At 72.9% G+C, this 15,172-nt stretch carries 11 protein-coding genes, 1 pseudogene and 1 riboswitch; of the genes and pseudogenes, 10 read left to right on the plus strand and 2 right to left on the minus strand.

Annotated elements, in window-relative coordinates; genetic code table 11:
* Window positions 1-84: 84 nt before the first annotated feature.
* The 10 genes and pseudogenes from OG550_RS31545 (at window position 85) to OG550_RS31590 (ending at window position 11,404) form a co-directional block, all read left to right on the plus strand.
* Window positions 85-2,580 (plus strand): mannose-1-phosphate guanyltransferase, encoded by a 2,496-nt coding sequence (locus tag OG550_RS31545; RefSeq protein WP_327683299.1) that lies wholly within the window; start codon window positions 85-87, stop codon window positions 2,578-2,580.
* A gap of 152 nt (window positions 2,581-2,732) precedes the next feature.
* A pseudogene (locus OG550_RS31550) lies at window positions 2,733-3,608 on the plus strand (DUF881 domain-containing protein); the annotation flags it as partial.
* A 248-nt stretch (window positions 3,609-3,856) separates the two neighbouring features.
* A complete protein-coding gene (locus OG550_RS31555) occupies window positions 3,857-4,189 on the plus strand; it encodes a small basic family protein (protein WP_327683302.1) in 333 nt (110 codons plus the stop codon).
* 421 nt (window positions 4,190-4,610) lie between these two features.
* Entirely contained in the window at window positions 4,611-5,633 is a 1,023-nt protein-coding gene (locus OG550_RS31560) for a DUF881 domain-containing protein (RefSeq protein ID WP_327683304.1), read from the plus strand.
* Window positions 5,634-5,748: 115 nt separating this feature from the next.
* On the plus strand, window positions 5,749-6,621 hold the full coding sequence (locus tag OG550_RS31565) for an FHA domain-containing protein (RefSeq protein ID WP_327683306.1): 873 nt from the start codon (window positions 5,749-5,751) through the stop codon (window positions 6,619-6,621).
* Between the two features lie 182 nt (window positions 6,622-6,803).
* Entirely contained in the window at window positions 6,804-7,499 is a 696-nt protein-coding gene (ftsR, locus tag OG550_RS31570) for a transcriptional regulator FtsR (protein WP_327684296.1), read from the plus strand.
* Window positions 7,500-7,574: 75 nt separating this feature from the next.
* Complete coding sequence (locus tag OG550_RS31575; protein ID WP_030303568.1) at window positions 7,575-8,051, plus strand: bifunctional nuclease family protein; 477 nt, start codon at window positions 7,575-7,577, stop codon at window positions 8,049-8,051.
* Window positions 8,052-8,354: 303 nt separating this feature from the next.
* Window positions 8,355-9,014, plus strand: coding sequence for a MerR family transcriptional regulator (locus tag OG550_RS31580; protein ID WP_327683308.1), 660 nt, complete (start codon window positions 8,355-8,357; stop codon window positions 9,012-9,014).
* 93 nt (window positions 9,015-9,107) lie between these two features.
* On the plus strand, window positions 9,108-9,848 hold the full coding sequence (locus OG550_RS31585; RefSeq protein WP_442906112.1) for a SanA/YdcF family protein: 741 nt from the start codon (window positions 9,108-9,110) through the stop codon (window positions 9,846-9,848).
* A gap of 89 nt (window positions 9,849-9,937) precedes the next feature.
* Window positions 9,938-11,404, plus strand: a complete 1,467-nt coding sequence (locus tag OG550_RS31590; protein ID WP_327683310.1) for a DNA polymerase IV — start codon at window positions 9,938-9,940, stop codon at window positions 11,402-11,404.
* Between the two features lie 184 nt (window positions 11,405-11,588).
* Here OG550_RS31590 and OG550_RS31595 read toward each other — a convergent pair whose 3' ends face one another.
* Window positions 11,589-13,079 carry an MFS transporter gene (locus OG550_RS31595; protein WP_327683312.1) on the minus strand — a complete coding sequence of 497 codons (1,491 nt, stop codon included), beginning with the start codon at window positions 13,077-13,079 and terminating at the stop codon, window positions 11,589-11,591.
* Window positions 13,080-13,245: 166 nt separating this feature from the next.
* Window positions 13,246-14,613 (minus strand): PRC and DUF2382 domain-containing protein, encoded by a 1,368-nt coding sequence (locus OG550_RS31600; protein WP_442906113.1) that lies wholly within the window; start codon window positions 14,611-14,613, stop codon window positions 13,246-13,248.
* Window positions 14,614-14,836: 223 nt separating this feature from the next.
* A riboswitch (glycine riboswitch) is annotated at window positions 14,837-14,940 on the plus strand.
* Window positions 14,941-15,172 lie beyond the last annotated feature (232 nt).

A 15,172-nucleotide genomic window follows, 5' to 3' on the forward strand; every position in this document is an offset into this window, starting at 1 on the left:
GGACGATACCTTCCGGGTAGAGAACCTCTGGAACGGTTTGATGGACCTGCAGGGTCCACCACCGCGAAGGAGGACGCACCCGTAATGAAAGCCGTTGTAATGGCAGGGGGCGAAGGCACCCGACTCCGCCCGATGACCTCCAGCATGCCGAAGCCGCTGCTTCCCGTGGCCAACAGGCCGATCATGGAGCACGTGCTTCGGCTGCTGAAGCGGCACGGCCTCTCCGATACCGTCGTGACCGTCCAGTTCCTGGCCTCACTGGTCAAGAACTACTTCGGTGACGGTGAAGAGTTGGGCATGAATCTCACCTATGCCAACGAGGAGACGCCGCTCGGCACTGCGGGGAGTGTCAAGAACGCCGAGGACGCGTTGAAGGACGACTCCTTTCTGGTGATCTCCGGTGACGCACTGACCGACTTCGACCTCTCTGAATTGATCGAGTTCCATCGCAGCAAGAACGCACTGGTCACGGTGTGTCTCACCAGGGTGCCCAATCCCCTTGAGTTCGGTATCACGATCACCGACGACGAAGGCCGGGTGGAGCGCTTCCTGGAGAAGCCGACCTGGGGGCAGGTCTTCTCCGACACGGTGAACACCGGTATCTACGTCATGGAGCCCGAGGTCTTCGACTACGTCGCGGCCGGCGAGTCCGTCGACTGGTCGAGTGACGTGTTCCCGCAGTTGCTCAAGGAGGGCAAGCGGGTCTACGGGTACGTCGCCGAGGGCTACTGGGAGGACGTGGGCACCCACGAGAGCTACGGCAAGGCCCAGGCGGACGTCCTGGAGGGCAAGGTCGACGTCGAGATCGACGGGTTCGAGATCTCGCCCGGCGTGTGGGTCGCGGAGGGGGCCGAGGTCGACCCCGAGGCGGTGCTCCGCGGGCCGCTGTACATCGGGGACTACGCCAAGGTCGAGGCCGGGGTGGAGATCCGCGAGCACACCGTGCTCGGCAGCAACGTGGTCGTGAAGCGCGGCGCGTTCCTGCACAAGGCGGTCGTCCACGACAACGTCTACGTGGGACCGCAGAGCAACCTGCGGGGCTGCGTGGTCGGGAAGAACACCGACGTGATGCGGGCCGCGCGGATCGAGGACGGCGCGGTGATCGGGGACGAGTGCCTGATCGGCGAGGAGTCGATCATCGCGGCCAACGTCCGGGTCTACCCGTTCAAGACCATCGAGGCCGGCGCCGTCGTCAACACCTCGGTGATCTGGGAGTCGCGCGGGCAGGAGCACCTGTTCGGGCTGCGCGGCGTCTCCGGGATCCTGAACGTCGAGATCACCCCCGAGCTGGCCGTCCGGCTGGCCGGCGCGTACGCCACGACGCTGAAGAAGGGGGCGACCGTCACCATCGCGCGTGACCACTCGCGAGGTGCGCGGGCGCTGAAGCGGGCGATGATCTCGGCACTGCAGACCAGTGCGATCGACGTCCGCGACCTGGAGAACGTGCCGATGCCGGTGGCCCGGCAGCACACGGCCCGGGGCAGTGCCGGCGGGATCTTCCTGCGGACCACTCCCGGGGTGCCGGATTCGCTGGACATCCTCTTCTTCGACGAGCGCGGGGCCGACCTGTCCCAGGCCGGGCAGCGCAAGCTCGACCGCGTCTACGCGCGGCAGGAGTACCGGCGGGCCTTCCCCGGCGAGATCGGGGACCTCACCTTCCCGTCCAGCGTCTTCGACGCCTACGCGGGGAACCTGCTGCGGGCCGTGGACACCACGGGCGTGCGCGAGGCGGGGCTCAAGGTGGTCGTGGACACCGCGCACGGGAGTGCGGGGCTCGTCCTGCCGAGCATCCTCGGCCGGCTCGGGGTCGAGGCGCTGAGCGTCTCCAGCGGGCTGGACGAGTCGCGGCCCACCGAGGACGCCGAGGAACGACGGGCCGGGCTGGCCAGGCTGGGCGAGCTGGTGGCCTCCTCCCGGGCCGCGTTCGGGGTGCGCTTCGACCCGGTGGGCGAGCGGGTGGCCTTCGTCGACGAACTGGGCCGGGTGATCGACGACGACCGGGCGCTGCTGGTCCTGCTGGACCTGGTGGCGGCCGAGCGGCGGAGCGGCCAGGTGGCGCTGCCGGTGACCACGACGCGGATCGCCGAGCAGGTCGCCGCTTACCACGGCACCCAGGTCATCTGGACCACGACCACACCGGACGACCTGGCCAAGGCGGCCGCCGCCGAGGGCACGGTGTTCGGTGGTGACGGGCGCGGCGGGTTCGTCGTTCCCGAGTTCAGCGGGGTGCTGGACGGGGCCGCGGCGTTCGTCCGACTGGTCGGACTGGTGGCCCGGACCCAGCTCACGCTGAGCCAGATCGACGCGCGGATCCCGCAGGCGCACATCCGCCGGCGGGACATCGCGACGCCGTGGGCGGCGAAGGGCATGGTCATGCGCTCGGTGGTGGAGGCGGCCGGGAGCCGGCAGCTGGACACCACCGACGGGGTCCGGGTGGTCGAGGCGGACGGGCGGTGGACGCTGGTGCTGCCCGACCCGGCCGAGGCGGTCACCCACCTGTGGGCCGAAGGCCCGGACGACGAGGCGACCGAGGCGCTGCTGGACGAGTGGGCGGCGGTGGTCGACGGCGCCGGACGGTGACGACCGGAGCCCGGTGACGGGCGGACGGCGGGGCGGGCGGCCGGGTGCCGCACCGTCCCGCTGTCCGTTTCGGGCGGTTGGTGGCGGTCGGTCCCGTTTGGCGTGTGTGCAGGTCAGGGGCTGTGCACAGGCCCCCCGTTCGCCGTGGGACGATGGTCCGCATGTCAGCGACGCCGACGCCGAGTGCCAGCAGTGGACGGTACAACCGTCCGGATGCCTCGATGTCCCTGCTGACCAGCGTCATGGACCACAGCCTGGACGAGGGGTACGCCGAGGCGGCCGCGGCGCGGGGCGGGGGCGGTCCGTACCGGATACCCGGCACGACCAGGGGCCTGCTCACGCTGGGGGCCGGGCTCGCCCTGGTCGGCGCGGTCCTCACGGTCGGGGCGGTGAACGCGCACAAGGCCGAGCCGACGCTCGCCAAGGAGCGCGACGCCCTGATCCACCGGATCAACGACTCCAACGGCTCGGCGGACCAGCTCCAGAAGCAGGTCCAGGACCTGCGGCGGAAGGTCGACAGCACCCAGCGGCAGGCGCTCGCCCCGGGTGAGGGCGACGCCGCCGTGCTGGCCGGTGCGGTCGGCCTGGGGGAGGTGACCGGCCCGGGAGTGAAGCTGGTGCTGGAGGACGCGGCCGGTACCGGCGCCGGCGGGAACGTGGACCCGCGGGCCGGGCAGGGGTTCTCCAACAGCGGACGGTTGCGGGACCGCGACCTGCAGCTGGTGGTGAACGGGCTCTGGGCCTCCGGGGCGGAGGCCGTCGCGATCAACGGGCAGCGGCTCACCGCGCTCTCCGCGATCCGCGCCGCCGGTGAGGCCGTGCTGGTGGACAACCGGCCGCTGGTGCCCCCGTACACCGTGCAGGCGCTGGGGGACGGGCCGAAGCTGGTGGGCGCCTTCGAGAGCGCCATGGCAGGCCAGTACCTGCGACTGCTGCAGGAGAAGTACGGCATCAAGTCGACCATCTCCGCGCAGAAGAACCTGACACTGCCCGCGGCCGTCGGCGTCACGCTGCGGACCGCCCAGCCGGCACCACCCGAACCCTCGCCGACCGTGTCCCCGTCCGCCTCCGGGGAGGCGTCCCCGCCCGCCGGTCCGGTCACGCCGTCGGCCACCGGCAGCGCGAGCCCCTCGGCCAGTGCCTCGCCGTCCGCGAAGCCGAGCGGACAGACCGGGGGGAAGCGCTCGCCGAGCCCCTCCGCCAGGACCACGACCGGCCACCCGACCACCGCGACCACCACCGGGTCGTCCTCCGCAGCGACAGGAGCAGCTAGACCGTGATTGCCGTACTGGGTCTCGTGATCGGGGTCGTCGTCGGGCTCGTCGTCCAGCCCGAGGTGCCGGACGCCGTCGTGCCGTACCTGCCGATCGCGGTGGTGGCGGCGCTGGACGCGGTGTTCGGCGGTGTCCGCGCGATGCTGGACGGGATCTTCAACGACAAGGTGTTCATCGTCTCCTTCCTCTCGAACGTTGTGGTGGCGGCGCTGATCGTCTTCCTCGGCGACCAGCTGGGCGTGGGCTCGCAGCTGTCCACCGGCGTGGTCGTCGTCCTCGGTATCCGGATCTTCTCCAACGCCGCTGCGATCAGGCGCCATGTCTTCCGCGCCTGAGCCGGGCCGCGGACGGGCGGCGGAGGAGAAGGTGGACGGATCTGCGGGAGATGTTGTGCGCGAGGACGGTGGCGGGGAGCGCGGGCCGGTGCCGGTGGAGGCCTCGGCCGGTGACCGGGAGGAGAAGCGCGGGGAAAGCTCTGCGGACCGTGCGGTGACCCAGGACGGGACCCGGGTCGGGACCCGGACCGGGACCCCGGTCGACGGGCGTCCCGAGGAAGGGGCTGCTGACGGGGAGCCGGCGGAGGACGGGGGGACGACCGTCTCCCCGGCCCCCGGAGCGCCGGAGGACGGCGCCCTGGAGGAGCCGCCGGGGGAGTCCCCGGAGGAGCCTGCGGTCGAGGCCGCAGTGCCCGTTCCGGGGCGCGCCCCCGAGGTGATTCCTGCGCCCGCGCGTGCGCCTCTGGCGGAGGCCGCGGCGGTGCCGGAGCCGGTGCGCCGGCCGGAGCCGCCGACCGAGGCCGACGTGAAGACCGAGGCTGACGTGAAGGCTGACGTGAAGGCGGAGGCGGAGGCGAAGGCCGAGGCCGGGGCGGAGCCCGGGCCAGGGCCGCAGCCGGAAGCGGAGTCCTCCGCGTCGTCGGTGCCCCTGACCGTGTCGGTGCCCGTGTCGGTGCCTGTGGTGGAGACCGGAGCGGCGAAGGCGTCCGAGCCGCTCGCCGCCGCCGGACCGGGGTCCGCCCCGGAAGCCGCGCCCGCGTCGGGCGCCGACGACCGGGCCGAGGGGCGCAGGAGGATGAAGGCCGCACTCTGGCCGCCGCGGCTGTCGCGCGGCCAGCTGGTGGTGGCGGTGCTGCTGTTCTCGCTCGGACTGGCGCTGGCGATCCAGGTCCGCTCCACCAACGACCACCACAGCCAGCTGCGGGGTGCGCGGCAGGAGGACCTCGTTCGCATCCTCGACGAACTGGACAGCCGTCAGCAGCGTCTCCAACAGGAGAAGGCGGAGCTTGAGCAGTCCCTGGCCAAGTTGGAGAACAGCTCCAACCAGGCCAAGGAGGCCCAGGAACAGACCAGGAAGAAGGTGACGGAGCTCGGCGTACTGGCCGGGACCGTCCGAGCCACTGGTCCGGGCATCGTACTGACGGTCGATGATCCCCAAGGGCAGGTGAAGGCAGATATGCTGCTGGACACCCTGCAGGAACTCCGAGCGGCGGGGGCGGAGGCGATTCAGATCAACGATGTGCGCGTGGTGGTCGACACCTACTTCACGGACGTGTCCGGCGGCGGTGTGCAGATCGACGGCAAGAAGGTCTCGGCGCCCTACCGGTTCACCGTCGTGGGGAACCCGCAGGACCTCACACCCGCGCTGAACATCCCGGGAGGTGTGGTCCGCACGCTGGAGAGCCATCAGGCGCGCGCGACCATCTCCCAACAGCAGAAGGTGCTCGTCGACGCACTCGTCGAACCGAAGACGCCGCAGTACGCCAAGCCGGCTCCGAAGTGAGCATCACACCCGGAGTTCCACACCAGCCGGTCCGACCAGCCGTCGGGCCCGCAAGCTGTCCGAGGTCCTCACCCTGCCCCGCGGGCGGGTCTGTCACACGCAAGGGGATTCGCCCGTGAGTTTCTTCTCCAAGTTGTTCGGTCGTAACAAGGGCCGCGACGCGGCCGCCGTCGAGGCGCCCACCGCGCGCCACCGCCGGGACGACGAGCCCGCCGTGCCGGGCATGCGCCCCGCCCCCGAGGGGTCGGAGTACGCCGAGCGCCCGCTGTTCCGGGACGGCGCCCAGTACGCCGGGAATCAGGGGGGCTACGGCGCGTCGGTTGACCCCTCCGGCGCCCCGCGCATAGGTTTCCCGTCAGGACCCTCAACCTCTGGTGGAGGGTTTGCCCCGGACCCGTACGCCGGGCACAACCCGTCGGGTGTGCCGCGCCAGGAGGCTGTGAACATGGCTGGCCCCACTCCGTGCTCCAGGTGCGGCAACCAGAACCCGGCCGCGGCCCGCTTCTGTTCCAACTGCGGCTCGGCGCTGCGCGGCGGCCTGCTGCCCGAGGGGTCGGCGGAGACCACGTCGACGATCTCGATCTCCGGCCTGGAGTCGTACGACCCCAACACCACGACCGGGACCGGTACGCCGGCCCTCTCGGCCGAGGTGCTGGCCGCGATCGACGCGCTGCCCCCGGGCTCGGCGCTGCTGATCGTCCAGCGCGGCCCGAACTCCGGCAGCCGGTTCCTGCTGGACTCGGACAAGACGACGGCCGGCCGCCACCCGCAGGGTGACATCTTCCTGGACGACGTCACCGTCTCCCGCAAGCACGTGGAGTTCCGGCGGACGCCCGGCGGTGGCTTCACCGTCGCGGACGTGGGCAGCCTCAACGGCACCTACGTCAACCGGGAGCGGATCGACGAGGTCGCGCTGAACAACGGCGACGAGGTGCAGATCGGGAAGTACCGGCTGGTCTTCTTCGCCAGCCACAACCGGGGGTACTGAAACCAACGTCGGCAGGAGCCCGAGTGAGCACGAATACCCCTTCATCTCCTCTCGGGGCGGCCACCCCCGCGCCGTTCGGCCCCGTGCCGGACAACGGCTCGCGCGGGGTGGTCGCGGCCCCCAGGCAGCCGGTCCGTCCGGACCGGACCGCCGGGGGCGGCCGGCGCCGCGGCGGTGTCGAACTGCTCAGCATCGGCGCGGTGCTGACCTTCCTGCGCGACGACTTCCCCGAGGTCACCATCTCCAAGATCAGGTTCCTGGAGGCGGAGGGCCTGGTCGAGCCCCAGCGCACGCCCTCGGGGTACCGCAAGTTCAGCCCGGCCGACGTCGAACGGCTGGCCTACGTGCTGCGGATGCAGCGCGACCACTACCTCCCGCTGCGGGTGATCCGCGAGCACCTCGACGCGATCGAGCGCGGCGAGGCCCCGCCCGCCCTGCCCGCCGCCGACGCCCGGCCGGGGCCGATGGAGGAGGCGGACCGCGAGCTGACCGCCTCGGCCGAGGCCTCCGCCGGGGTCCGGCTGGGCCGGGCGGAGCTGCTGGCCGCCGCCGAGGCCGGTGAGCGGGAGCTGGCCGAGTGGGAGGCGTACGGGCTGGTCCTGCCCGGGCCGGACGGCGGGTACGACGGCGAGGCGCTCCAGGTGGCCAGGCTGGTCGCCGAGCTGGGCCGCTACGGGCTGGAGCCGCGCCACCTGCGGGCCATGAAGGCCGCCGCGGACCGCGAGATCGCCCTGGTCGAACAGGTGGTGGCACCCCTGCGGCGGCACCGGAACCCGCAGACCCGGGCGCACGCCGAGGCCACCGCGCGGGAGCTGGCGACCCTCTCCGTGCGGCTGCACGCGGCGATGGTCCAGGCCGGTCTGCGGACTCGCTCCTGACCTGCGCCACCGCGCTGACCAGCACCGTCGGCGCTGCGCTTTCATATCCGGGTCGGGAGCCATAGGGTTGCGTGTGTGAATGAGCTCGACGTCGTGGGTGTCCGGGTGGAGATGCCTTCCAACCAGCCGATCGTGCTGCTCCGGGAGGTCGGCGGCGATCGGTACCTGCCGATCTGGATCGGCCCCGGCGAGGCGACTGCGATCGCCTTCGCCCAGCAGGGCATGACGCCGGTGCGCCCGCTGACGCACGACCTGTTCAAGGACGTCCTGGAGGCGCTCGGCCAGCAGCTCACCGAGGTGCGGATCACCGACCTGCGGGAGGGCGTCTTCTACGCCGAGCTCGTCTTCGCCGGCGGGGTCGAGGTGAGCGCCCGCCCGTCCGACGCGATAGCGCTGGCGCTGCGGACCGGGACGCCGATCTACGGGAGCGAGGAGGTGCTCGCCGAGGCGGGCATCGCGATCCCGGACGAGCAGGAGGACGAGGTCGAGAAGTTCCGCGAGTTCCTCGACCAGGTGTCGCCCGAGGACTTCGGCGGGAGCGGCCCGCAGTAGGGCGTGCCGCGCGGGTCGAGGTGTCCCCGCGCCTGAGCCGCCCCCGGTGGGTGTGACCCGGGGTGAGGCGCCCCGTCGGCCTGCGGGCCCGCGGGCCGTAAGTGCGCCGCCGTTTTGCCAAACCGCGTCCACCTACCCACACTAGGGGCACGAAAAACCACTCTCTTGAGTGATGTGGTCTGCCCGCCACGGCGTGGCGATCGTTGACGGGCCATAGGGGACTGCCTACCGTCAGGAGGGGCTGCCCGGGTGTCCGACGCCCGTGGTCTGGGTTGCCCGCAGCACGAGTGGACGGAGGTAGGCATGACCGGCACCGGCGATGAAGCGGCCGTGGGAGGCCTGTGCACCGTGCACATGCCGCGCACCGCCCGCAACGTGACCGAGCTGCCCCGCACGGAACTGCCCCGGGTGGGCCGGTTCCCGGCGGTCCAGCCCGGCCAACCGGCCATCGAGCGGCTCGCGCCCACGTCCGAGCTGATCGGCTACCGCGGTCCCACGGCCTGCACCGCGGCGGGGATCACCTACCGCCAGTTGGACTACTGGGCCCGGACGGGCCTGTTGGAGCCCAGCGTCCGTGCGGTCTACCCGGCGAGCAGCCATCGGCTCTACAGCTTCCGCGACATCCTGCTGCTGAAGATCGTCAAGCGGCTGCTGGACGCCGGCGTCTCGCTGCAGAACATCCGTGTCGCGGTCGCCCACCTGCAGTCCGCCGAGGTCTGCGACCTGCCCGGGCTGACGCTGATGTGCGACGGCGCGACGGTCTACGAGTGCGTCACGCCGCAGCAGGTGGTCGACCTGCTGAAGGGCGGCCAGGGGGTCTTCGGGATCGCCGTCGGCGCGGTCTGGCAGGAGCTGGAGCTGACCCTCGGGCGGCTGCACGCGGAGCGGACCGACACCGGGGAGACGGTGGTCGGGCACGACCCGGCGGACGAACTGGCGCAGCGCCGCAACAGGGCGGTCTGAACGAGGATCTGACGAGGCCGCGGGCCCGGACGGGGAACCGTCCGGGCCCGCGGCCTCGTCGTGCCCGGTGGTGAACCGAGAGAGGGAGGGCACGTGCGGTTCGGCTCCGGCATCCCCGGTCTGTTGGCGCGCAGGGCGGTGCGGCTCGGCGTCCGGTTGCGGCGGCGGCGGGCACAGCGACGGCTGTTCCAGCTCGCGACGGTGTGCTGCTCGCTGGCACTCGCGCCGAGCGCCTGGCTCTGGACCTCGGCGGGCGAACGGGTGGGCACCGTGGCGACCGCGCCCGAGGCACCGGTGGCGGTGGTGTTCGGCGCCGGGCTCTTCGACGGCAGGCCCTCGCCCTACCTGGCGCACCGGCTGGACGCGGCGGTCGAGCTGTTCGAACGGCGGAAGGTCCAGGCGATCCTGGTGACCGGGGACAACGGCCGGGACAGCTACGACGAGACCGACGCGATGCGGCGGTACCTGATCGAGCACGGGGTGCCGGACGTCCGGGTGGTCGGCGACCACGCGGGCTTCGACACCTGGGACTCCTGCACCCGGGCGCACCGGATCTTCGGGGTGGACCGGGCGGTGCTGGTGAGCCAGGACTTCCACGTGCGGCGGGCGCTGGCGCTCTGCCGGGCGGCCGGCATCGAGTCGTACGCGGTGGGTGTGCCGGAGGTGCGGGACGCCACCTGGCTGTACGGCGGGCTGCGGGAGATCCCGGGGGCGGGGAAGGCGGCGCTGAACGCCTGGCTGCGGCCGGACCCGCTCTTCCTGGGGCCGCGCGAGCCGGGGATACCGCGGGCGCTGGCGGACGCGGGGGCGGGACCGGGGGCGGCGGGCGGGTAGGACGCCGCCGGGGGCGCGGGCAGGGCTCGGCGGTCGGGCCGGCGGCCCGGTTCGCACGGGCTGTCGGACCCTTGCGGCATGATCGGCCCGTGCGGTCACTGCCGAGCATCATCCACCTCGACATGGACGCCTTCTTCGCGGCGGTGGAGCAGGCGTCCAAGCCGAGCCTGCGTGGGAAGCCGGTGGTGGTCGGCGGGCTCGGCGGGCGTGGGGTGGTGTCCACGGCGTCCTACGAGGCGCGGAAGTTCGGGGTGCACTCGGCGATGCCGATGGCGCAGGCCCGCCGGCTGTGCCCGAACGCGGCCTTCCTGGCGGGGCGCTTCGAGGCGTACCGGTCGGTGAGCGAGCTCGTGATGGGGCTGCTGCGGGAGCTGTCGCCGCTGGTGCAGCCGCTGAGCCTGGACGAGGCCTTCGTCGACCTGGAGGCCGGTCCGTACGGCGCGCTGCTGGCGGAGGCCGAGCACCGGACGGGCGAGCGGCTGGTGCTGGCGCTGGCCGAGGACCTGCGCGCGGACATCCACCGGCGGACCGGGCTGACCGCCTCGGTTGGGGCGGCCGGGTCCAAGCTGATGGCCAAGATCGCCTCGGAGCGGGCCAAGCCCGACGGGCTGGTGATGATCGAGCCGGGGCAGGAGCGCGCGGTGCTCGGGCCGATGCCCGTCCGGGCGCTGCCGGGGATCGGCCCGGCCACCGAGCAGGTGCTGCGCCGGGCCGGGCTGGACTCGGTGGCCGACCTCGCCGCGGCGGGGGAGGGTGAGCTGGTGCAGCTGCTGGGGAAGGCCCACGGCACCGGTGTGTTCCAGATGTCGATAGGGCTGGACGACCGGCCGGTGGTGGCCGACCAGGACGCCAAGTCGGTCTCGGTGGAGGACACCTTCGAGGTGGACCTGGCCGACCGGGACCGGATCCTGCGGGAGGTGGAGGCCCTGGCGGCGCGGTGCGTCCGGCGGCTGCGGGGCGCCGGGCGGTCGGGGCGGACGGTCGTGCTGAAGGTGCGGCGGTTCGACTTCTCGACGCTGACCCGTTCGGAGACGCTGCGCGGGCCGACGGACGACGAGGCGGTGATCACCGAGACGGCCCGCCGGCTGGCTTCGCAGGTGGACGTCACCGGTGGGGTGCGGCTGCTGGGCGTCGGGGTGGCGCAGCTGGCCGACTACACCCAGGAGGACCTGTTCGCGCAGGCCGTCCGGGAGGAGGCGGCCGCGGCCGGGCACGGGCACGGGGACGGCCCGGACGAGGAGGCGGAGGCGGACCGCGAGGAGGCGGCGTCTGCCGCGCGGCGCTGGCTGCCCGGGCAGGACGTGCACCACGCGGAGTTCGGGCCGGGGTGGGTGCAGGGCAGCGGGGTGGGGCGGGTGACGGTGCGGTTCGAGACGCCGTGGAGCGGGCCGGGGAGGGTGCGGACCTTCGCGGTGGAGGATCCGGCGCTGGAACCGGCCCGGCCGCTGCCGCTGCGGGGGAGCGGCGGTGCGGACGGTGGTGGCGCGGAGGGCGGTGCCGACGGGGGCGGCGGTGCGGACGGGGCGCGGACGGAGGACGGCGCGGGCGGCGGCTGAGGCACCGGCCGGGGGCCGGTGCGGCGGGCCGGGCCGCGGGCGGTGGGAACGGAGCGGCCCCACCCGGCAGGGGAGCCGGGTGGGGCCGCGTGCGGTTCCGGGCCGCGGACGGTCGCGATGCCCTCGCGGACCGTCCGGGTCCGGTCCCCGCGCCCTGTCCCTGGGCGCGGGGCCGGACGCCTCGTCAGGCGTCGGTCTTCACCGGCCGGGGGCCGGAGGTCAGGTCCGCGACCTCGTTGCCGTGGGCCACGATCGTGGCGGGCTTGACGGTGCGGATCAGGAACGGGACGGCGCCGGCGATCACGCAGACCACGGCGGCGGTCCAGAACGCGTGCTGGTAGGCGTCCAGGGTGGGGAGCGCGATCGGGATCGGCAGCTTCATGGTGTCGCCGGTGAGGATGGCGGCCATGACGGCGGTGCCGATCGCGCCGCCGACGGTGCGCAGCACGGCGTTCATGCCGTTGGCGATGCCGCTCTGCTCGACCGGGACGGCGCCGTTGATGTAGGCGGGCATCGCCGAGAAGGCGAGGCCGATCCCGAGGCCGAAGATCGCCGAGGAGAGGTAGATGTCCGCCTCGTGGCTGTGCCGCACGGCCAGGTAGGCCATCGCGACGGCGCCGAGGACCCCGCCGAGGACCAGCGGCAGACGCGGGCCGCGGCGGGCGATCAGCAGGGCGCCGACCGGGGCGGCGACCATCGAGCCGAGGGCGGACGGCAGCAGCATCACGCCGGCGTGCAGCACGGTGGCGGTGAAGCCGTAGTGGGCGTACTTCTCCGGGGTCTGGGCGAAGTTGCTGATCACCATGAACGAGCCGTACATGCCGAAGCCGATCAGCAGGCCGGCCAGGTTGGTGAAGGCGACGGCCGGGCGGGACATCATCTTCATGTCGACCAGCGGGTGCTTGACCTTGACCTCGATGACGCCCCAGACCAGTGCGACCACGGCGGCGACGGCGAACAGCCCGAGGGTGCGGGTCGACGTCCAGCCCCAGGTGTTGCCCTGGCTGACCGCGACCAGCAGGGCGGAGAGCCAGCCGGCCAGGGTGATCGCGCCGAGCGGGTCGGCGCCGCCCTCCTTGTCGGTGACCGGGTCGGTGGGGACCCGGACGGCGACCAGGGCGACCGCGAGCAGGCCGAAGAACAGGCCCATCCAGAAGATCGACTTGTAGCTCCAGTGCTCCAGCAGGAGGCCGGTGGCGACCAGGCCGAGGCCGCTGCCGACACCCATCGAGGCGCTGATGGCGGCGACGCCGCCGGTCACCTTCTGCTTGGGCAGCTCGTCGCGGACGATGCTGATGGCGAGCGGGAGCACGCCACCGCCGGCGCCCTGCAGGACGCGCGCGACGACCAGCCACGTGAAGGAGTGGGTGGAGACGGCGAGCGCGGAGCCCGCGACCAGACCGGTCAGCGAGATCAGCAGCATCGGCTTGCGGCCGCGCAGGTCGCCGAAGCGGCCGAGCAGGGGCGTGAGCACGGCGGCGGAGAGCAGATTGGCCGTCATCAGCCAGGTGATGCTGGAACCGGAGACGTTCAGTTCCTTGGCGAGCGAGGGCAGGATCGGGACGACCGCGGTCTGCACCACGCTGAACGACAGCATCGCCAGGATGAGGGCCGGCAGGACCCGGGCGGTGCTCTGCTTCTCGGCCGCGGTGGTGGGCTGTGGTGCCTCACTCACGGTTGCTTCCTCCCGTACATAGTGAATGAACTGAAGTAACCATGCCGGGAGATACTTCAGAGTGTCAAATATCCATTGGTTAAGCCTTGGCAAAGTCGAAGGGTTCGGCCGGCGCGGAACGCAGAAGGACCCCGGCCGGATCGGCCGGGGTCCTTCGGGTCCGGGGTCAGACCAGGGGCCTGAGCGGGAGCGGGCGCACCGAGTCCTCGGGGGTGGGGGAGACGGGACCGACCGGGGGGACGGACGAGTCCGGCGGGGTGTGCGCGGCGGGCGGGGGAGAGGCCGGGGCGGTCGCGGTGTCGTCGTGGACCTCGACGTGCTCGCGCCGCAGTTCGTCGCGGATCACCTCCTCGGTGGTGTACCGCTCCACCACCAGGCGGACCCGCTCGATCGGCGCCAGGTACTTGCGGACCACCGGGCGCTCCTCGCGCAGGGTGACCTCCTCCACCGCCTCGGCGATGTCCTTATCGCTCAGCGCGGCCCGCTCGGCCTCGCCGACCGGCATCCGCTCGACCCGGACCCGCTCGCGGACCACCGGGACCCGGCGCTCGACCGGCTCGCTGGTCACGTACTTGCGCAGCTTCGCGGTGCCGACGACGTGCCACTCGGTCGTGATGTCCAGCCGCTCCTCGCGGCAGGTGATCTCCACCGGGCCGCCGGGGGCGGACGGGGCCGGACCGCCGGCCGGGCGCGGGGCGGCGGCCGGGGAGGGCTGGGCGGTCTGCGCGGCCGGCTGCTGGGAGCCCGCGGCCGGGGAGGGCGCCGCGGTGCTCTGCGGGCGCGGCTCCGCCGCCGGGGGCGCCGCGACGGGCGTGGGGGTGGCGAGGGTTCGCACGTTGGCCTCCGTGCCGGGGTCGGCCGGCTTGCCGGGGCCGGCTGCCGGGCTGGTGGTGGGGGTGGCCGCGGTGGACGCGGCGGTGTGGAAGGTGAGCGACTTGGCGGGTGCCGCGGCGGACGGAGCGGGAGAGGAGTCCCGGATGCCGGCCGCCGTCCCCGCCAGTGCCGCGGTGCCCGCGAGGGGTGCGCCGTTCGACGGGGCGGTGTCCGTGCCGGGTGAGCCGTTCGAGGGCGTGCCGTTCGGGGTGCCGTTCGAAGGGGTCCCGTTCGAGGGGGCGGCGGCCGGGGTGCCGTTCGAAGGGGTGCCGTTCGACGCGGTCGTCCCGAAGTCGAGGTCGGCCGGCTCGGAACCGGAGCCGTCGCCCGCCGGGGGCTGCCCGTCCAGCACGGTGTCCAGCCCGTAGTAGCGGTAGAGCTGGAGCTCCTGGGCCGGCGACAGGTGCTGGCCCACGCCGAAGTCCGGTGACTCCTTCACCAGCGACTTGTCGTACGGCACCCGCAGCTCGTCACCGGAGAACTCGCTCGTGGTGAGGGGGACGAAGGCGTCGCGGCCGAAGATGCCGGTCCGCACGGCGGCCCACTCGGGCCGGCCGGTGGCGTCGTCGAGGTACACCTCGTCGATGGTGCCGATCTTGTCTCCGTTGCGGTCGACCGCCTTGTGGCCGATGAGGTCCCGGGGGTCGATATCGGTCTGCACTCTTTCCTCCAGTGCGCTGATCCTGCGGAATCCCCGCAGGACGGCGGCCGGCCCGCCCGTCCTGCCCGCCACTTCACACCAAAAGCCATGAACCGGACGCCCGCGACCGGGGCGGGGCCGGACGGGCCGGGCGGTGCGCCGTCCGGGTCACGGGCGAACCGGCCGAGTGACCTGACGCACCCGTGATCGAAGGGCCTCCCGCTGGTACCCTGGGCCCGACCGCCGAGCCCGCGCGGGAGAGTCCCCGACAGTCGAAAGCGCTGGTCGGGGCGCCGAAGGAGCAACTCCTCCCCGGAATCTCTCAGGCATCCGTACCGTGTGGGCTAGGTCACTCTGGAAAGCAGGGCAGGACTGCGGGCGAGGGAGCCGGCGGACACCACCCTCACCGACGGTGCAAGCCGGCGGGGCGCGCCCACCGCGCCCCCGCGCGGGTGAAGCTCTCAGGTCCCGATGACAGAGGGGGAGGCCTGTCGGGTTCGTCCGCCGCAGGCCGCTCCGCTGTTCTCCGCAGCGGCGAAGCCGTCCGGCGTACGTACCCCCGCCGGTCCGTGACCAGGAG

The sequence above is a fragment of the Kitasatospora sp. NBC_00458 genome, assembly GCF_036013975.1.
In the GTDB taxonomy this organism is placed as follows: domain Bacteria; phylum Actinomycetota; class Actinomycetes; order Streptomycetales; family Streptomycetaceae; genus Kitasatospora.